This is a genomic window from Caulobacter segnis, from assembly GCF_029543125.1.
Lineage (GTDB): Bacteria > Pseudomonadota > Alphaproteobacteria > Caulobacterales > Caulobacteraceae > Caulobacter > Caulobacter segnis_D.
On the sequence record NZ_JARQWW010000003.1, the window covers coordinates 339,668 to 357,668 of the forward strand.

Below are 18,001 nucleotides of genomic sequence, written 5' to 3' on the forward strand. Positions count from 1 at the left end.
GACCCAATGCTCGGCTTCGCCCAGACGGCGCTGACCTACATCATTCCGTTCCTGTTCGTGCTGACCCTGGTGGTCACGGTGCACGAGCTCGGCCACTTCCTGGTGGCCAAGTGGTTCGGGGTCGCCATCGACCGCTTCGCCATCGGCTTCGGCCGTCCGATCTTCCAGCGTGTGGACCGCTCCGGCGTCGAATGGCGCATCGGCTGGGCCCCCCTGGGCGGTTATGTCCGCTTTTCGGGGGACGACAACGCCGCCAGCGTGCCGGATCAGGAAGACCTGGATCATCTGCGCAGCCAGATCACCCGCGTTGAGGGCGCGCAGGCGGTCAGCAAGTACTATCACTTCAAGCCTCTATGGCAGCGAGCCTGCATCGCCGCGGCTGGCCCCATGGCCAACTTCATCCTCGCGGTCTTCCTCTTCGCCCTGCTGCTCAGCACGGTGGGCGAGATCACCCATCCGGCCCGTGTCACCGGCGTTGCGCCGGGCGGTGCGGCCGCGGCCGCCGGCTTCCAGCCGGGCGACGTCGTGCTCGAGGCGGACGGCCGGAAGATTCGCAGCTTCGAGGACCTTGAGCGCTACATCATCGTGCGCGCCAACGTGCCGATCCAGTTCGAGATCGACCGTGGAGGGCGCACTGTCGACCTGACCGCGACGCCAGCCATGGTTCGCGACGTGGATCCCACCGGCGGCAGCCAGGAAGTCGGCCGCCTGGGGATCAGCAGCCAGGTCACCGCTTCCGACGTGGTCCGCACCCGCTACAATCCCGTCGAAGCCGTGGTCGTGGGCGCCCGCAAGACCTGGGAGGTGCTGGACACCACCATCTATTACCTGGGCCGTCTGGTGACGGGTCAGGTCTCGGCCGAACAACTCGGCGGCCCCATCCGCATTGCTCAGGCGTCCGGCGCGGTGGCGCAAGCCGGCGCGGAAGGCGCGCCTGACTTCGGCTTCATGCTGCTGGGCGCCTTCGTCTCATTGCTGGGTCTGGCGGCGGTGCTTTCTGTCAGCATCGGCTTCATGAATCTCCTGCCGATTCCCGTGCTCGATGGCGGGCATCTGCTCTTCTACGCCTACGAGGCGGTCGCACGGCGTCCCTTGGGCGCCAAGGTCCAGGCGGCCGGATATCGCGTAGGCCTTGCGCTGCTCCTCGGATTCATGTTGTTCGCGACGTGGAACGATCTGCAGCGCTTGCGAGTGTTCCAATTCCTCGGCGGCTTGTTCTCCTGAGCGCCCGCCCACCGGTCATGGCTTATCCAATGAAGAATCCCCGCGTTCGTCGCGCCGCGCTTTTCTCCGGCTTCGCGCTCCTTCTGGGCTCGACGGCCATGACGGCGCCGACGACGGTCATGGCCCAGGTCCAGCAGACCGGCGTCGTCCAGCGCATCGTGGTGCAGGGCAACGAGCGGATCGAGCAGGGGACGGTGACCTCCTACCTGCCGATTCAGATCGGCGACACGGTCGATCCGGCCCGCCTCGACTTGGCGGTGAAGACCCTGTTCCGCACCGACCTGTTCGCCGACGTGGCCATGCAGATGCAGGGCACGGATCTGGTGATCCAGGTCGTCGAGAACCCGATCATCAACCAGGTCGTGTTCGAGGGGAACTCGGCCATGAAGGAAGACAAGCTGCGGGACGAGGTGACCATCCGTCCGCGCGGCATCTTCACCCGCGCCAAGGTTCAGCAGGACGTCCAGCGCATCATCGAACTTTATCGCCGCTCGGGCCGCATCTCAGCGACCGTGACGCCGAAGGTGGTCGAACTGCCGCAAAAGCGCGTCGACCTGGTCTTCGAAATCAATGAAGGCCCGAAAAGCGGCGTCCTGAACGTCAATTTCATCGGCAATCGCGAATTCTCGGACAACGACCTGCGCGACGTGGTCGTGACCGAGGAAAGCCGCCTGCTGAAGTTCTTCTCGTCGAACAACAACTACGATCCGGACCGGATCGAGTACGACAAGGAGCAGCTGCGCAAGCACTACCGCAACCGCGGCTACTATGATTTCCGCGTCATCTCGGCGGTGGCCGAGCTGTCGCCGGACAAGAACGGCTTCGTGATCACCTACACGATCGACGAAGGCCAGGAATACAAGTTTGGCAAGATCTCGGTGGACACCGAGAACAAGAAGCTCGACGGACAGATCCTGGCGGCGATCCTGCCGATCCGCTCGGGCGAGCTGTACGAAGACCAGCGCATCGAACAAGCGACGGACTCGCTGACCTTCGCCGCCGGCGCTGCGGGCTTCGCCTTCGTGGATGTCCGTCCGCGCTACACGCCGAACCGCGAGAACAAGACCGTCGACGTGACCTTCCTGGTCCGCGAAGGTCCGCGCGTCTACATCGACCGTATCGACATCGTCGGCAACACCCGCACCCTGGACACCGTCGTCCGCCGCGAAATGAACGTGGCCGAGGGCGACGCCTACAACCGCGTGCTGGTGGACCGTTCGCGCAACCAGATCCGCGCCCTTGGCTTCTTCAAGGACGTGACGATCGACGAACAGCCGAGCGCCCAGCCGGACCGCACCACCCTGCGCGTGCAGGTGGAGGAGCAGCCGACCGGCGAACTGTCCTTCAGCGCGGGCTACAGCTCGGTGGAAAAGGCGGTCATCGACCTCGGCATCACCGAGCGCAACTTCCGCGGCCGTGGCCAGAACGTCCGCGGCCGCGTTTCGGTCGGTTCGCTGCGTCAGCAGGTGGACCTGGGCTTCACCGAGCCGCGCTTCATGGGCCGCGACCTGCGGGCCGGCATCGACCTGTTCTCGTTCCGCTACGATCTGAGCGAGTTCGCCGCCTATGACACCAAGTCGCTGGGCGGCACCCTGCGCGTCGGCTTCCCGCTGACCCAGAACGCGTCGATGACGATGCGCTACCAGCTGAAGACCGACGACGTCATGATCGGCGACGAGTACTGCTCAGGCGGCTCCGTCTCGCAGATCTTGTGCCGTCAGCGCGGTTCGTTCGTGACCTCGCTCGTCGGCTACGGTCTGCGCCTGGATCGCCGGAACGACCCGATCAACCCGACGCGCGGCTTCTACGGCGACTTCACCCAGGATCTCGCCGGCTTCGGCGGCGACATGAACTACCTGAAGACCGAGGTCGGCGGCGGCTGGTTCCACGGCTTCAACAAGGACTTCATCCTCAGCTTCGTGGGCACGGCCGGCTATATTGAAGGCTGGAGCGGCGACAGCATCCGGATCAACGACCGCTTCTACAAGGGCGGCAACACGTTCCGCGGCTTCGAAATCGCCGGCATCGGTCCGCGCGACACCTCGGGCAACGACGACGCCCTGGGCGGCAAGCTGTACGCCATCGGCACGTTCGAACTGACGATCCCGACCTACCTGCCGGAACAGTACGGCATCAAGGCGTCGCTCTTCAGCGACTTCGGCACCGTCGGCATGCTCGACGACGAAGATAAGCAAGAACAGCCTGGCGTGTTCGACAACTTCATTCGGGACGATCTGTCCCTGCGCGCTTCAGCGGGCGTCAGCATCCACTGGCGTTCGCCCATGGGCCCCATCCGTTTCGACTTCAGCCGAATTTTGGCCAAAGAAGATTACGATAGGACCGAAACGTTCCGGTTCTCCACCTCCACAAGGTTCTAAGCTCCATGACCCTCCGCAACATCGTCGCGACCGCCTCCGGCGTGGTCGCCGGTCTCGCCATCGCGTCGACCGCGCTGGCCCAGACCCAAGCTCCGGCCGCTGTCCCGGCTGCTCCGGCCATGACCCATGGCGCGGCCATCCCCGGCATGTGCCTGTTCTCCAGCGCCGCCGTGGTCGCCAATTCGGCCGTCGGCAAAGCCGTGAACACCCGCCTGCAACAGATCGCCACCCAGGTGAACTCCGAGCTGACGACCGAGCGCACCGCGCTTGAGACCGAAGCCAAGACCCTGGAGACCCAGCGCGCCACGCTCGACCAGAACACCCTGGAACAGCGCGCCGCCGCCCTGCAGGTCAAGGCGAACGCCTTTGAGCGCAAGGCCCAGCTGCGTCAGCGCGAAGTCGCCGCCACCGAGCAGAAGGCGCTGAACCGCGTCGCCACCGAGATGAACCCGATCGTGCGTCAGGTTTATCAGGCTCAGAAGTGCGCCGTTCTGGTCGATCAGAACGCCGTTCTGGTGGGCAACCCGGCCATGTCGATCAACGATCAGGTCGTCCAGGGCCTGAACGGCAAGATTCAGACCTTCGCTTTCGACCGCGAACGTCTGGACCAGCCGGCTCCCGCCGCCCAAACTACGCCGCCTGCGCGTAAGTGAGTCTCGCCCGCGTCGCGGCGCGGGACCTTAGAGACGGATTGAGAACAGCCATGCCCGACCCGCGCTTTTACGAAGACCTGGGTCCGGCCACGCTTTCGGAGCTGGCCCGCCTCACCGGCGGCCAGCTTCTTTCGTCTGAACGGGCCGATTTGGCGATCAGGTCTGTCGCGCCGCTGGCGCGCGCCGACGCCGACAGCATCGGGTTCTTCTCCGACAAGCGTTACGTCGCTGATCTGAAGGCGACCAAGGCCGGGGCCTGCTTCGTCACCCAGGCGGTGGCGGGCGATGTGCCCGAGGGCTGCGCCGCGGTTGTCGTGGATCGTCCCCAGGTCGCCTGGGCCGCCGCCGCCAATCGCTTGCACCGCGCCCGACGTTTCGAGACCGGTGTTCAGGCGGTGGATCCCACCGCGAGGCTGGAAGAGGGCGTACTGGTGTCTCCAGGCGTCGTCATCGGTGCGGACGTCCAGATCGGGCGCGGCACGCGCATCGGCCCAGGCGTGGTGATCGGTCCAGGGGTCACGATCGGCCGCGACTGCGAGATCAGCGCCCGGGCGGTGATCGGCTTCGCCATGATCGGCGACCGCGTTCGCATCTATGCCGGCGCCGTCATCGGCGAGGCGGGATTCGGCGCGACGGTCAGCGCCAGCGGGATCATCGACCTGCCGCAGCTCGGCCGCGTTCTGCTGCAGGACAACGTCACGCTTGGCGCCAATTGCTGCATCGACCGCGGCGCCTATGACGACACCGTGGTGGGCGAGAACACCAAGATCGACAACCTCGTGCACATCGCCCACAACGTCCGTATCGGTCGCAACTGCTTGTTGGCGGCCTATACGGGCATCTCGGGCAGCACCATCGTGGGTGATGGGGTGAGCATGGGGGGGCAGGCCGGTGTGGCGGACCACCTGGTCATCGGCGATGGCGCGCGCATCGGCGCGGCCGCCGGGGTGATGAAGAACGTGCCGGCCGGCGAAACCTGGGGCGGATTTCCCGCCCAGCCGATCCGACAATGGTTGCGGGAGACCGCGTGGCTTGCGCGCATGGCGGCGGGCCGCAAATCCGGGGGTGTTGAATGAGCCGCAAGGACGCGGAAACCGAACAGTCGATCTCGATCGACATCAGCGAAATCCTGGCGCGGATTCCGCACCGCTATCCGTTCCTGCTTGTGGACCGGGCCGAGGACTATCGCGCCAATCAGTCCATCGTCGGCATCAAGTGCGTGACGATGAACGAGCCCTTCTTCATGGGCCACTTCCCCGACAATCCGGTGATGCCGGGCGTGCTGATCGTCGAGGCCATGGCCCAGACGGGCGCTGTCCTGATGTCCAAGTCCCTGGAAGTGGACGTGGAGGGCAAGACCATCCTGTTCATGTCTGTGGACAACTGCCGCTTCCGCCACCCGGTGCGTCCGGGCGATGTCCTGCGCATGAACGTCGAGGTCGTGCGCGCGCGTTCCTCGATCTTCAAGTTCCGCGGCCAGGCCATGGTGGGCGACAAGGTCGCCGCCGAGGCCGAGTTCGCCGCCATGGTTGTCGAGACGCCCCGCTGATGCCCATCGTTCACCCCACCGCCCTTGTCGATCCCGCCGCGACCCTGGCGGACGACGTCGAGATCGGCGCCTTCAGCATCGTGGGCCCCGACGTGACCCTGGGCGCGGGCGTGAAGCTGATGAGCCACGTGGTCGTCGAGGGCGTCACGACTGTGGGCGAGGGGTGCGTCGTGCATCCCTTCGCCAATCTCGGCGGACCGCCGCAGCACCTGGGGCACAAGGGCGAGAAGACCGAGCTGCGCATCGGCGCCCGGAACATCATCCGCGAGCATGTGACATTCCACACCGGCACGGCGTCGGGCCGGGGCGTGACCACCATCGGTTCGGACGGCCTGTACATGGTCGCCGCGCACGTGGCGCATGACTGCATCGTCGGCGACAACGTGGTCATGGCCAAGGGGGCGACCCTGGGCGGGCACGTTGTGCTGGGCGACTTCGTGTTCATGGGCGGTCTCGCCGCCGCGCACCAGTTCGGCCGCATCGGCCGCTACAGCTTCATCGGCGGCCTCGCGGCCGTCACCAAGGATGTGATCCCCTACGGATCGGTGTGGGGCAACCATGCCCACCTGGAGGGGCTGAACCTGGTCGGCCTGAAGCGTCGGGGCTTTTCGCGCGAGACGATCAACGCCCTGCGCGCCGCCTACCGCCTGCTGTTCGCCGATGAAGGCACGTTCCAGGAGCGGATCGACGAAGTGGCTGAAAACCACGCCACCTCGCCGGAGGTGATGGAGATCGTCGATTTCATCCGCGCCGACGCCAACCGGCCGCTCTGCCTGCCGGAGCGCGAGGTCTGAGGTCGTGAGGAAGCTCGGCATCATCGCGGGTGGCGGCACGCTTCCCGCCGAGATCGCCAACCACTGCCGATCGGCTGAGCGGCCCTTCGCGGTCATGCGCCTGCGCGGTTTCGCCGGTCCGGAGATGCGTGACTTTCCCGGCGTCGACGTGGGGCTCGCCGAACTCGGCAAGTGCATCAAGGCGCTCAAGGATGCGAACTGCGAGGCGGTCTGCTTCGCCGGCAATGTCAGCCGTCCGGACTTCTCCGCCCTGAAGCCTGATCTGCGCGGCCTGGCGGCCTTGCCGGGCGTCGTGGCGGCCGCGAAGCAAGGGGATGACGCCCTGCTGCGCAAGATCCTCTCCGAGTTCGAGAAGGAAGGCTTTGTGGTCGAGGGCGCCCACGAGGTCGTCGCCGGCTTGACCCTGCCGGTCGGTCGTCTCGGTGCGCATTCGCCATCAGACGGTGATGGGGTGGATATCGCCCGCGCCCTGGAAGTCGCCCGTGAGATCGGCCGGCTCGACATCGGGCAAGGCTGTGTGGTCTGCCGCGGCCTCGTGCTGGCCGTGGAGGCGCAGGAAGGCACGGACGCCATGCTCCGCCGCGTGGCGGACCTCCCCGAGGCTGTGCGCGGCTCCGCGGAGCATCTGCGCGGCGTTCTGGCCAAGGCGCCGAAGCCGATCCAGGAGACCCGCGTCGATCTGCCGACCATCGGGGTCGCCACCGTCCAACGCGCGGCGCGCGCCGGGCTGTCCGGCATCGTGGGCGAGGCGGGACGACTGATCGTGCTGGATCGGGAGGCTGTCATCGCCATGGCGGACGAGCTGGGCCTGTTCATTCTCGGCGTGGAGCCTGCCCAGCCGTGACCAAGCCGCTGACCGTCATGCTGGTGGCGGCCGAGGCCTCGGGCGATCAGCGGGGCGCGGAGCTGGCGCGGGCGTTGAAGAAGAAGCTGGGCGGCGATGTCCGCTTCATCGGCGTCGGCGGCGCCCGCATGGCGGAAGAGGGGATCGAGAGCCCCTTCGATATCGCCGAGCTTTCTATCCTGGGGCTGTGGGAGGGCGTGAGAGCCTACGGCCGGGTCAAGAAGCGCGTCGCCGAGACCGCCGCCATGGCGCAGGCGGACCGGCCCGATGTGGCCGTGCTGATCGACAGCTGGGGCTTCACGGTCCGGATGGCCAAGGCGCTGCGCGCCATCGACCCCGGCATCCTGCTGGTCAAGTACGTGGGGCCCCAGGTCTGGGCCTCGCGTCCCGGTCGGGCGAAGGTGCTGGCTCAGGCGGTGGATCACCTGCTGGCCATCCACGCCTTCGACGCTCCCTATTTCGAGAAAGAAGGCCTGCCGACGACTTTTGTCGGCAACGGCGCCCTGGCCAAGGATTTCTCCAAGGCCGATCCGCGACGCCTGCGCGAGGCGATCGGCGCGCATCCAGACGAGCCGATTCTGCTGGTCCTGCCGGGCAGCCGCCCGGCGGAGATCGAGCGGGTCATGCCGGCTTTCGAGGATGCGGTCAGCCGGGTGAAGGCCAGGCATCCCGAGCTGCACGTGGTGATCCCGGCCGCATCGACCGTCACCGCGGCCGTGAAGGCGAGGGCGGCGGGTTGGCCATATCGGGTCCACGTGATCGAGGATGAGGGGCTCAAGGACGACGCCATGGTCGCCGGCACGGTGGCCTTGGCTTGCAGCGGGACGGTGACGATAGAGCTCGCTCTGGCCGGGGTGCCGATGGTGGTGGGCTATCGGATCGGCAAGATCACCCACGCCATTCTCAAGCACCTGATCCTCACGCCCTGGATCACCTTGTTCAACATCGCGGCGCGAGAGTTCGTGGCGCCGGAGCTGATCCAGAATGACTGCACGGGTCCTAAACTGGCTGCCGAGATCGAAAGCCGCCTGAACGATCCGGGTTTGCGACGAAGGCAGGCGGAAAAGCAATTCGCGGCTCTGGACCTCATGGGCCGAGGCGGTCCTGATCCTGCCGACGCCGCCGCCAAGGCGATTCTACGGCTGACCGCCGAAAGGAACTGAACATGCCGACCCAGGCCCCCGTCATCGAAACCGAGCGCCTGATCCTTCGCGAATTCCGGATTAGTGATCTGGATGCCAGCGCGGCGCTCTGGGGCGACGAAGAGGTCACGCGGTTCATCGGCGGGCGTCCGCAGAGCCGTGAAGAGGTCTGGCCGCGAATTCTTCGCTACATCGGCCACTGGGCCGCACTGGGCTATGGCTTCTGGGTGATCGAGGAGAAGGGAACCGGCCGTTATCTGGGCGAGATCGGTTTCGGTGATTTCCAGCGGACGCTGGAGCCGTCGTTTGGCGACACGCCAGAAGCGGGATGGGCCCTGGCGCCCAACGCCCACGGCAAGGGCTATGCGAGCGAGGCGCTGGCCGCCGTCCTGTCCTGGGGCGAACAGCACTTCGGCGCCGATGCCAGGACGGTCTGCATGATCAACATCGACAACGCGCCGTCGGTGAAGGTCGCGGAAAAGGCCGGGTTCAAACCCTTCGCCTACGCCACCTATCGCAACGAACCGGTCATCCTGTTCGAACGCAAACCCAACTAGTGCAAGGGGTGCGACATTCGCCCGCTGCGCTTGCATGTCCTTTGGCGTAAAGCGCCGCCTTGGTTAAACTGGCTTCGCCGCCTGGGGGAGGCCAAGAGTGCTGCGTGACGACGACGAACTACGCCGGGGGCTGGCCGCCAGCGCGCATGAGCGCCTGAAGCAGGCGCCTGTCCGGCTGTCCACCCTCATCGCCATGTCCTGGGCGTTCTACGAGCTGGGCGAAGTTCGATTCATCATCCCTTGGCTTGTGGCCAATGTGATCGGCCAGACGATCGAATTCTTCGTCATGCGGCCGTTCAGGCTCAATCCAGCCAAGGCTGGCAACTCGATCGGCGGCCGTATGGCGGCGCTGACGGTGATCACCTTCCTGCCGGTGATCGGCTGCACAGCGATCTACTATCTGTGGACGCGGGGGGATCTGACGTCGGTGACGATGTCGCTGCTGCTTTTGACCGGGGTGGTGCTGGTCAATGCGACTTCGGCCCTTGAATCACGGGCGGTTTTCTATGTGGGCGCCGCGCCATTCGTTCTGACCACGATCGCCATGATCGTCCATTCGGCGATCAACAAGCAGGGATCTCTGGCGATCCTGGTGGTCTGCTTCGGCCTCTTCCTGTCAGGCGCGCATGCGGCGTGGGAGCGGGTCTACAGGGCCCGCAAGGCGGAGCTGGCGGCACGCCAGGAAGCCGAGGCGCGACGACGCGAAGCGGAGGAGGCGGTGGCCAACCGCGCCGCCATGGCCGCCATCGTCAGCCAGGAGCTGCGCAGCCCGCTCGCCACGGTCACGGCCGGCGCTTCTTTGATCGAGGAGGGCGTTGCGCCCCACAAGACCATTTCGGCCGCCCGCACGATCACCGACGCGGCACGCCTGATGGGCAAGCTGCTTGATGACCTGCTGGACCGCTCGAAGGTCGAGGCCCGCGCCATGGCGCTGGACGTGCGGGATTTCGAGCTGGTCGGCAGCATGGTGGACGTCGCGCGCTTCTGGCAGACCGCCGCTCACGCCAAGGGGCTGGAGTTCGAGGCGCCGGACATAGCCAGCGGGCCGATCTGGGTTCAGGGCGATCCGAACCGCCTGCGACAGATCCTCAACAACTTCCTGTCCAACGCCATCAAGTTCACGGACCGTGGGCGTGTCGCCCTTCGCCTCAGCGTGCAGCGCGAGGGCGGTTTGAAGCAGGTGCGCATCGACGTGGTGGACGACGGTCCTGGGGTGCCGCCCGACGCCGTTGAGCGCCTGTTCACGCCGTACGTCCAGGGCGCGGCGCGCACGGCCAAGACGTACGGCGGCACGGGCCTGGGCTTGGCGGTCAGCCGTGACCTTGCGGAGCTCATGGGCGGACGGGTGCAGGCGCGGGCCGGCACGCCGCGCGGGTCCGTGTTCAGCCTGATCCTGCCGATGCCTGTCGGAACGGCGACCATCGTCCTGGCTGAGTAGCCCTGCGTTGACCGTGGACGCCGTTGCGAGCACAACGGCGCTCCTTCGCTTTCCGGGACACCTTCCATGCAGACTTTCGACGTCGTCGTGATCGGCGCCGGCGCCGCCGGCATGATGTGCGCCATCGAGGCGGGCAAGCGCGGCCGCAAGGTCCTGGTGATCGACCATGCTTCCGCGCCGGGTGAGAAGATCCGCATCAGCGGCGGCGGGCGCTGCAACTTCACCAATCTGGACGTCCGGCCCGAGGCCTATATCTCGGCCAATCCGCGCTTCTGCATCTCGGCCCTGCGCCGGTACACCCAGCGTGACTTCATCGCCTTGGTCGACCGCTACAAGATCGCCTGGCACGAGAAGACCTTGGGGCAGCTGTTTTGCGACGGTTCGGCCAAGCAGATCATCGAGATGCTGCTGACCGAGATGGACGCGGCGGGTGTGACCCTGTGGCTGGAGACGGCCGTCCAGAACATCGACCATGCGGACGAGGGCTATGAAGTCCGGCTGAACAAGACCTCCGTCCGCTGCGCCTCGCTGGTGGTGGCGTGCGGCGGCAAATCGATCCCCAAGATGGGGGCGACAGGCCTCGGCTATGAGATCGCCAGCCACTTCGGCGTGCCGGTTCGCGAGACCCGCCCGGCCCTGGTGCCGCTGACCTTCGATCCTTCGAAGCTGGAGCGGCTGAAGCCCCTGGCCGGCGTAGCGGTGGACGCCGTGGTCGCCAGCGGCAAGACCAGGTTCGCGGAGGCGATGCTCTTCACCCACCGCGGTCTCAGCGGCCCGGCCATTCTGCAGATCAGCTCATACTGGCGCGAGGGCGGCGAGATCGAGGTCTCCATGGCTCCCGGCGTGAACGTCTTCGAGACGTTGAAGGCCGCCAAGGCGTCCAACCCCCGCCAGGCCGTGCACAACGCCCTGACCGCTGTTGTTCCTTCACGGCTGGCCGATCTGCTGGCCGCTGAGGCCGGCGCCAAGGGGAACCTGGCCGACACGCCGGACAAGGTGCTGCGCGCCATCGACGAAGCCGTGAACCGCTGGCGCGTGAAGCCGGTCGGCTCCGAAGGGTATCGCACGGCGGAAGTGACCCTGGGCGGTGTCGACACCGATGCGCTCGACAGCAAGACCATGGAGGTGAAGGCCGTTCCCGGCCTCTACTTCATCGGCGAAGTGGTGGACGTCACCGGCTGGTTGGGCGGCTACAATTTCCAGTGGGCCTGGTCCAGCGGCTGGGCGGCGGGGCAGGCGGTCTAGGTCTACTTGCCGGCTGGCGGGACGTCATAGGCCGACACGTGGTTCAGGGCGATCAGCCAGCGCCCGTCGATCTTGCGCATCAGACGGGTGTTGATCCCGCTCATAGCCTTCTGAGGCCGCTCCAGATGGTAGCGGCTGATCAGCTGCGCCGCGTCCGGCGCCAGGAATTCGATGCGGATGTCCGAGAAGGTCAGGGTTCCGCGCGTGTCGACCGAGTCGCCATAGTCGCGGATGTAGTGATCCAGCGTGCCCTGCCAGCCGTCCTGGAACTTGCCGCCCGAGACGAAGATCACCCCCGGGTTCTGGAAGCCGGCCATGTAGCCTCGATAGTCGCCCCGGTTCCAGGCGGCCTGCATGTCGGCGATCACCTGACGGATGCCGGCGTCCTCCCGCGCCGTGTCGGCCGGCGACAGAGCCGGCGCGGCCAGCAGGGGCGCGGGCAGGGCGGCGAGCATCAGGGCGATGGCGGCTTGGCGGATCATGACGGGCTCCAGATACGAAAACGGCGGCTCCATTGGAGCCGCCGTCATCAGAATGAAGCCGAAGCCTAGCGCTTGTCGACCGGGACGTAATCCCGCTGCGTCGCGCCCGTGTAGAGCTGACGCGGACGGCCGATCTTGCGGGTCGGATCCTCGAACATTTCCTTCCACTGGCTGATCCAGCCCACGGTGCGGGCCAGGGCGAACAGCACGGTGAACATGTTGGTCGGGAAGCCCATGGCGCGCAGGGTGATGCCCGAATAGAAGTCGATGTTCGGGTACAGCTTGCGGTCGATGAAGAACGGATCGCTCAGGGCGATCTTCTCCAGCTCCATGGCCACTTCCAGCAGCGGGTCGTTGATGCCCAGCTGGCCGAGGACCTCGTGGCAGGTCTTCTGCATGACCTTCGCGCGCGGGTCGAAGTTCTTGTACACGCGGTGGCCGAAGCCCATCAGCTTGTACTCGCGCTTCTTCACGCCCTCGATGAAGGCCGGGATGTTCTCGACCGAGCCGATCTGCTCGAGCATCTCCAGGGCTTCCTGGTTGGCGCCGCCGTGCGACGGGCCCCACAGGCAGGCGATGCCGGCCGCGATGCACGCGAACGGGTGAGCGCCCGACGAGCCGGCCAGGCGGACGGTCGAGGTCGAGGCGTTCTGCTCGTGATCGGCGTGCAGGATGAAGATGCGGTCCATGGCGCGGGTCAGAACCGGGTTTGGCACCCAGTCTTCCGCCGGCACGGAGAAGCACATGCGCAGGAAGTTCTCCGAGTAGGAGAGGTCGTTGCGCGGCGACACGAACGGCTGGCCGATCGTGTACTTGTAGGCGCGGGCCGCGATGGTCGGCATCTTCGCGATCAGGCGATGAGCGCTTATTTCGCGTTCACGGGCGTCGTCGACGTTCATGCTGTCGGCGTAGAAGGCCGACAGGGCGCCGACCGCGCCGGTCATGACCGCCATCGGGTGGGCGTCGCGGCGGAAGCCCTCGAAGAAGCGGTCGAACTGCGCGTGCAGCATCGTGTGGTAGGTGATGTTGTTGTCGAACTTCGCGAACTCCGCCGCGTTCGGCAGTTCGCCGTTCAGCAGCAGGTAGCAGACTTCCAGGAAGCTCGACTTCTCGGCCAGTTGATCGATCGGATAGCCGCGGTGCAGCAGCACGCCGGCGTCACCGTCGATATAGGTGATCTTGCTCTCGCAGGAGGCCGTGGAGGTGAAGCCAGGGTCGAACGTGAAGGTGTCCGAATCCGCGTACCACTTGCGGACATCGACGACGTCCGGGCCGGTCGACCCCTTCATGATCGGCAGGTCGTACGACTTGTCGCCGATGGTCAGGACAGCTTTATCGCTCATTCCCGTTCCCTCTGTAGCTGTGCCCTAACGGGCGTTTGCGGTGCGTTATAGCGCCTTACTGCGATTGCGAAAGCGCATCGTGAATCCGAACAAGACTCTCTGTGCGGCCTAGCGCCGCAAGGATCTTCGCCAGGTCCGGCGCGGGGGCGCCGCCGGTCAGCACGCCGCGCAGCGCAGGGCCGATCTTTCCAAGGCCTACGCCCTCGGATTCCGCGAAGGCCTTCAAGGCCGGCTCAAGCGTTTCGAAGGTCCAGTCGTTGATGCCGGCCAGAGTTTCTCGCAGTCGCGAAAGGCGGCCGGAGGTTTCGTCCGTCAGAAGGCCCTTGGTCTTGTCGTCCAGGGCGATCGGGCGCGCCTTCAGGGCAAAGGCGAGTTGGTCCGCCAACTCTAGGATCGTCTTGGCGCGCTCCTTTACGAAGGGCAGGGCGGCCAGCAGCTTTTCCTTGTCCGCCGCCTCGCCGCGCTTGGCGAGGACGCCGGCGACCAGATCGGCCAGGCGCGCGTCGTCGGCGGCCCGGATGTAGTGCGCGTTGATGAAGGCGAGCTTGTCCCAGTCCAGCCGCGCGGCGCCCTTGTTGACGTCGGCGATGTCGAACCAGCCGATGGCCTGCTCGTCGGAGAAGATTTCGTCGTCCCCGTGGCTCCAGCCCAGCCGGGCCAGATAGTTGCGCATGGCCTCGGGCAGGTAGCCCATGTCCTCGAAGTCGCCGACCGCCTGGGCGCCGTGGCGCTTGGACAGCTTGGCGCCGTCCGGCCCATGGATCAGCGGGATGTGGGCGAAGGTCGGCAGCGCCCAGTCCAGCGCCTGATAGATCAGGGCCTGGCGGGCGGCGTTGTTCAGATGGTCGTCGCCCCGGATGATGTGGGTGACGCCCATGTCGTGGTCGTCCACCACCACGGCGAGGTTGTAGGTCGGCGCACCGTCCGAACGCAGCAGGACCAGATCGTCCAGCGCCTTGTTCTGGAAGGTGACCTCGCCTTGGACCAGATCGGGGATCAGGGTCTCACCGTCGATCGCGCCCTTGAAGCGGATCACGTGCGGCTGTGACAGGTCGCCGTCGGTGCGGTCGCGCCAAGGCGAACGCAGGGCGTGGCCGGCGGCCTTCGCCCTTTCACGCTCGGCTTCCAGTTCGTCGCCGATCAGCCAGCAGCGATAGGCGCGGCCGGCCTCCAGAAGCTGCTGCACGGCCTCCTTGTGGCGTTCGACGCGGGAGAACTGGAAGACCGGCTCATCGTCGGCCTGCAGACCCATCCAATCCAGGCCCTGGAAAATGGCCTGGACAGCAGCATCCGTCGAACGCTCGCGATCAGTGTCCTCTACGCGCAGCAGAAACTTGCCACCCGTATGGCGCGCATATAGCCAGTTGAATAACGCCGTTCTCGCGCCGCCGATGTGCAGATAACCGGTGGGCGAGGGGGCGAAGCGGGTGACGACGGGAGAGGACATAGGTCTTTCGAGTACTCGGATCAGTGGGCGGCGTCTTAGCACGCGGCTTCCACGGGCTCCTAGTGCGGCGGACCTGATCGCCTGGCTCCGGGCTGAAGCGGCGGCGCAGGCGGGGCGGGCCATGCTGTGGGCGCCGGTGGCGCTGGGGCTTGGCGCGGCGACCTATCTGGCCCTGCCGATCGAGCCCTCCCTGCCGTGGATGGGCGTCTTGTTCAGCGCGACGCTTGGCGCAGCCTTGCTCGCCCGCAGGCGGGGTATGAGGGGCGCCGCCTTGCTGATCCTGCTGGCGGCGTTCGTGGGCGGCATGTTCGCTGGAACGGTGCGCACCCAGCGCGTGGCCGCTCCGATCATCAGCGAGGCGGATGGCCCGCGCCGGATCGAGGGCTGGGTGATCGACGTGGCGAGCCCGGGCGTCAGCGGCGGCCGGATCCTGATCGCGCCGGTGTTCATATCCGGCGTGGCGCCCTCTGACCTGCCGCACCGCATCCGCGTGACCGTGGCGCGCGAGGCGGTGATCGGGCCGGGGGAGGTGGTCACCTTCCGCGCCATGGTCGGGCCGCCCCCGCCGCCGGCCAGCCCCGGCGCCTATGACTTCGCGCGCGACGCCTGGTTCGACGCCGTGGGCGGCGTCGGCTTCTCCCGCGAGGCGCCGATGTTCACTCAGCTGGAGCCGCCGCCTTGGCGGCTGAGGCTGGTGATGAAGATCAACGCCCTGCGCTGGGCCTTGGCGAGCAGGATCGTGCGGTCCATGGAGCCGGAATCCGGCGCCATCGCCGCCGCCATGGTCACGGGGCACGAAGCCTGGATCACGGAGGAGCAGACCGAGGCCATGCGCGCCTCGGGCCTGGCGCACATCCTGTCGATCAGCGGCATGCATATGGCCATCGTCGGCGGCTTTGTCTTCGCGGCGGTGCGAGTGAGTGTCGCGGCCTTGCCGTGGCTGGCGCTGCGGGTTTCCGGGAAGAAGATCGCCGCGGTCGCCGGGCTGGCGGCCATCGGGCTCTATCTGGTGATCTCCGGCGCGCCCGCGCCGGCCGAGCGCGCGGCGATCACGGGAGCGGTCGCCTTCCTGGCCATACTGTTCGACCGCCGCGCCATCAGCCGCACGCCCTGGCCATCGCGGCCCTGGCGATCCTCATCGCCCAGCCGGAGGCGGCGGCCTCTCCGGGCTTCCAGATGTCCTTTTCCGCCACGGCCGCCTTGGTGGCGTTGGTGGAGGCGTGGCGGCCGCCGGCGCGCGAGATTTCGGTGCCCTGGCCGATCCGCGCCGCTCAGGCCGTGGGGGCGTGGCTGGCCGTCAGCGTCGGGGTGAGCTTCGTGGCCGGCATGGCCACCGCGCCCTTCGCCATGCAGCACTTCAACCGCGTGGCCATGTGGGGCTTGCCGGCCAATCTGCTGACCGCCCCGCTGTCGTCCTTCATCATCATGCCGTTCCTGGCGATCGGCGCGGTGCTGACCCCGCTGGGCCTGGGCGGCCCGTTCTTGGCCGTGGCCGGGTGGGGCGTCGACATGATGACCACCCTGGCGGTCTGGTTCGGGACCGCGCCTGGCGCCGACGCCCTGGTCCCCAGCGCCCCGAGCGCCGCCCTGCCGGCCGCCTTCATGGGCGTGATGATCCTGTGCCTTTGGAAGGGACGGCTGCGTTGGGTCGGCTTGCCGCTGTCGCTGGCGGTTCTCCTGTGGCCGCGACCGGCGGCTCCCGACGCCTGGATCGAGGCGGAGGGCGCGGCGGCCGCCGTTCGCCTGGGCGGGGAGGGTGTCCTGCTGCGGCCGGAGGCGCGAAGGTTCGGCGCCGAATTCTGGATGAGGCGTCGCGGCCTGACGGAATTGACGGATAAGCATATGTACATATGTAGTCGCTATACATGTCTGCCGAGGCAGGATGCGCCGGTCCGCATGGCGGCGAGCTGGACGCGTCGGGCGCCCAAGCTTGAAGCGCTCTGCGCCGGGGCTGAGGTGGTTGTGCTGAGAGGTGTGCAGCCCGCGCTTCCAAGCGCATGTGACGGTGTTCTCATTCTCGACGCCGAGCATTTCGCAGCCGGCGGCTCCGCCGAACTTTATCGAACGCCGCAGGGTTGGCGGATCGTCTGGGCGCAGCCGCTCAGAGGAAAACGGCCCTGGGTGCGGTGAGCGCCCAGGGCCGTCAAAACTTCCAGAAGAGCGAAGGGCTCAGTGGTAGCGGCGGATCAGGCCGACCAGCTTGCCCTGCACCTGAACCTGATCGGGACCGAAGATGCGGGTCTCATAGGCCGGGTTGGCGGCCTCCAGAGCGATGGAGGCGCCCTTCTTGCGCAGGCGCTTCAGGGTGGCTTCCTCGCCCATCACCAAGGCCACGACGATCTCGCCCGAGGTGGCGGTGTCGCCTCGGCGGATGACGACGTAGTCGCCATCCAGGATGCCGGCGTTGATCATGGAGTCGCCCTGGACCTCCAGAACATAGTGCTCGCCAGCGCCCAACATGCTCTCCGGCACGGTCAGGCGGTCACGCTCGTGCTGGATGGCCTCGATCGGCACGCCGGCGGCGATGCGGCCGAGCACCGGCAGTTCGCGGACGTCGTTGGCGACCATCGGCTCTGGCGCGGCCAGATGCGGCGTGCCTTCGATGACTTCGGGGCGGAAAGCGCCGCGTCCCTTGGGGGGAGCCGAGGTCGTGGCCTGCGACGGCAGCTTCACGACTTCCAGCGCGCGGGCCCGATGCGGCAGGCGGCGCAGGAAGCCACGCTCCTCCAGCGCCGTGATCAGGCGGTGGATGCCTGACTTGGACGCCAGATCCAGCGCCTCCTTCATCTCGTCGAAGGACGGGGACACGCCGGTCTCCTTGATGCGTTCATGAATGAACATCAGGAGCTCGTGCTGCTTGCGGGTCAGCATGGATCAGCCTCACGGGAGCTGCGGAACAAACCGC

15 protein-coding genes and 1 pseudogene are annotated in these 18,001 nt (G+C 66.9%); 12 read left to right on the plus strand and 4 right to left on the minus strand.

The window, feature by feature from the left end:
- Positions 1-6: 6 nt before the first annotated feature.
- The 11 genes from rseP to P7B02_RS10845 all read left to right on the plus strand — a co-directional run bounded on the left by rseP (position 7) and on the right by P7B02_RS10845 (position 11,824).
- Positions 7-1,224 carry an RIP metalloprotease RseP gene (gene rseP, locus P7B02_RS10795; protein ID WP_277786350.1) on the plus strand — a complete coding sequence of 406 codons (1,218 nt, stop codon included), beginning with the start codon at positions 7-9 and terminating at the stop codon, positions 1,222-1,224.
- Positions 1,225-1,241: 17 nt separating this feature from the next.
- A complete protein-coding gene (bamA, locus tag P7B02_RS10800; protein WP_277786351.1) occupies positions 1,242-3,602 on the plus strand; it encodes an outer membrane protein assembly factor BamA in 2,361 nt (786 codons plus the stop codon).
- A 5-nt stretch (positions 3,603-3,607) separates the two neighbouring features.
- Positions 3,608-4,255: an OmpH family outer membrane protein gene (locus P7B02_RS10805; protein WP_277786352.1), complete on the plus strand. Its 648-nt coding sequence runs from the start codon at positions 3,608-3,610 to the stop codon at positions 4,253-4,255.
- Between the two features lie 50 nt (positions 4,256-4,305).
- The gene (gene lpxD / locus P7B02_RS10810) at positions 4,306-5,331 is read left to right on the plus strand and encodes a UDP-3-O-(3-hydroxymyristoyl)glucosamine N-acyltransferase (RefSeq protein ID WP_277786353.1); all 1,026 of its coding nucleotides are present in this window, start codon (positions 4,306-4,308) and stop codon (positions 5,329-5,331) included.
- The gene (gene fabZ, locus P7B02_RS10815; protein WP_277786354.1) at positions 5,328-5,804 is read left to right on the plus strand and encodes a 3-hydroxyacyl-ACP dehydratase FabZ; all 477 of its coding nucleotides are present in this window, start codon (positions 5,328-5,330) and stop codon (positions 5,802-5,804) included. Before lpxD ends, fabZ begins: the two co-directional genes overlap by 4 nt.
- On the plus strand, positions 5,804-6,598 hold the full coding sequence (gene lpxA, locus P7B02_RS10820; RefSeq protein WP_277786355.1) for an acyl-ACP--UDP-N-acetylglucosamine O-acyltransferase: 795 nt from the start codon (positions 5,804-5,806) through the stop codon (positions 6,596-6,598). Before fabZ ends, lpxA begins: the two co-directional genes overlap by 1 nt.
- Before the next feature lie 4 nt (positions 6,599-6,602).
- Positions 6,603-7,442, plus strand: coding sequence for a UDP-2,3-diacylglucosamine diphosphatase (gene lpxI, locus P7B02_RS10825; protein ID WP_277786356.1), 840 nt, complete (start codon positions 6,603-6,605; stop codon positions 7,440-7,442).
- Positions 7,439-8,605, plus strand: a complete 1,167-nt coding sequence (lpxB, locus tag P7B02_RS10830; protein ID WP_277786357.1) for a lipid-A-disaccharide synthase — start codon at positions 7,439-7,441, stop codon at positions 8,603-8,605. Before lpxI ends, lpxB begins: the two co-directional genes overlap by 4 nt.
- Positions 8,606-8,607: 2 nt before the next feature.
- On the plus strand, positions 8,608-9,141 hold the full coding sequence (locus P7B02_RS10835; protein ID WP_277786358.1) for a GNAT family N-acetyltransferase: 534 nt from the start codon (positions 8,608-8,610) through the stop codon (positions 9,139-9,141).
- A 97-nt stretch (positions 9,142-9,238) separates the two neighbouring features.
- Positions 9,239-10,579, plus strand: a complete 1,341-nt coding sequence (locus P7B02_RS10840; RefSeq protein WP_277786359.1) for a sensor histidine kinase — start codon at positions 9,239-9,241, stop codon at positions 10,577-10,579.
- A 66-nt stretch (positions 10,580-10,645) separates the two neighbouring features.
- Positions 10,646-11,824 carry an NAD(P)/FAD-dependent oxidoreductase gene (locus P7B02_RS10845; RefSeq protein ID WP_277786360.1) on the plus strand — a complete coding sequence of 393 codons (1,179 nt, stop codon included), beginning with the start codon at positions 10,646-10,648 and terminating at the stop codon, positions 11,822-11,824.
- 2 nt (positions 11,825-11,826) lie between these two features.
- Here P7B02_RS10845 and P7B02_RS10850 read toward each other — a convergent pair whose 3' ends face one another.
- The 3 genes from P7B02_RS10850 to gltX form a co-directional block, all read right to left on the minus strand.
- Positions 11,827-12,306, minus strand: a complete 480-nt coding sequence (locus P7B02_RS10850) for a YybH family protein (RefSeq protein ID WP_277786361.1) — start codon at positions 12,304-12,306, stop codon at positions 11,827-11,829.
- Positions 12,307-12,371: 65 nt separating this feature from the next.
- Entirely contained in the window at positions 12,372-13,649 is a 1,278-nt protein-coding gene (gltA, locus tag P7B02_RS10855) for a citrate synthase (protein ID WP_277786362.1), read from the minus strand.
- A 55-nt stretch (positions 13,650-13,704) separates the two neighbouring features.
- A complete protein-coding gene (gene gltX, locus P7B02_RS10860) occupies positions 13,705-15,096 on the minus strand; it encodes a glutamate--tRNA ligase (RefSeq protein WP_277786363.1) in 1,392 nt (463 codons plus the stop codon).
- A 199-nt stretch (positions 15,097-15,295) separates the two neighbouring features.
- Here gltX and P7B02_RS10865 point away from each other — a divergent pair.
- Positions 15,296-17,226, plus strand: a pseudogene (locus tag P7B02_RS10865) (ComEC/Rec2 family competence protein).
- A gap of 39 nt (positions 17,227-17,265) precedes the next feature.
- Here the strand turns inward: P7B02_RS10865 and lexA are convergent.
- Positions 17,266-17,967, minus strand: a complete 702-nt coding sequence (gene lexA / locus P7B02_RS10870) for a transcriptional repressor LexA (RefSeq protein WP_277786364.1) — start codon at positions 17,965-17,967, stop codon at positions 17,266-17,268.
- Between the last annotated feature and the right edge of the window lie 34 nt (positions 17,968-18,001).

Bases quoted from the DNA above. Each gene is read 5' to 3' on its own strand.
- lpxA (WP_277786355.1), top strand. From the start codon at position 5,804: ATGCCCATCGTTCACCCCACCGCCCTTGTCGATCCCGCCGCGACCCTG.
- gltX (WP_277786363.1), bottom strand. From the start codon at position 15,096: ATGTCCTCTCCCGTCGTCACCCGCTTCGCCCCCTCGCCCACCGGTTAT.
- fabZ (WP_277786354.1), top strand. From the start codon at position 5,328: ATGAGCCGCAAGGACGCGGAAACCGAACAGTCGATCTCGATCGACATC.
- lexA (WP_277786364.1), bottom strand. From the start codon at position 17,967: ATGCTGACCCGCAAGCAGCACGAGCTCCTGATGTTCATTCATGAACGC.
- P7B02_RS10835 (WP_277786358.1), top strand. From the start codon at position 8,608: ATGCCGACCCAGGCCCCCGTCATCGAAACCGAGCGCCTGATCCTTCGC.
- P7B02_RS10850 (WP_277786361.1), bottom strand. From the start codon at position 12,306: ATGATCCGCCAAGCCGCCATCGCCCTGATGCTCGCCGCCCTGCCCGCG.
- lpxD (WP_277786353.1), top strand. From the start codon at position 4,306: ATGCCCGACCCGCGCTTTTACGAAGACCTGGGTCCGGCCACGCTTTCG.
- bamA (WP_277786351.1), top strand. From the start codon at position 1,242: ATGGCTTATCCAATGAAGAATCCCCGCGTTCGTCGCGCCGCGCTTTTC.
- P7B02_RS10805 (WP_277786352.1), top strand. From the start codon at position 3,608: ATGACCCTCCGCAACATCGTCGCGACCGCCTCCGGCGTGGTCGCCGGT.
- P7B02_RS10845 (WP_277786360.1), top strand. From the start codon at position 10,646: ATGCAGACTTTCGACGTCGTCGTGATCGGCGCCGGCGCCGCCGGCATG.
- gltA (WP_277786362.1), bottom strand. From the start codon at position 13,649: ATGAGCGATAAAGCTGTCCTGACCATCGGCGACAAGTCGTACGACCTG.
- rseP (WP_277786350.1), top strand. From the start codon at position 7: ATGCTCGGCTTCGCCCAGACGGCGCTGACCTACATCATTCCGTTCCTG.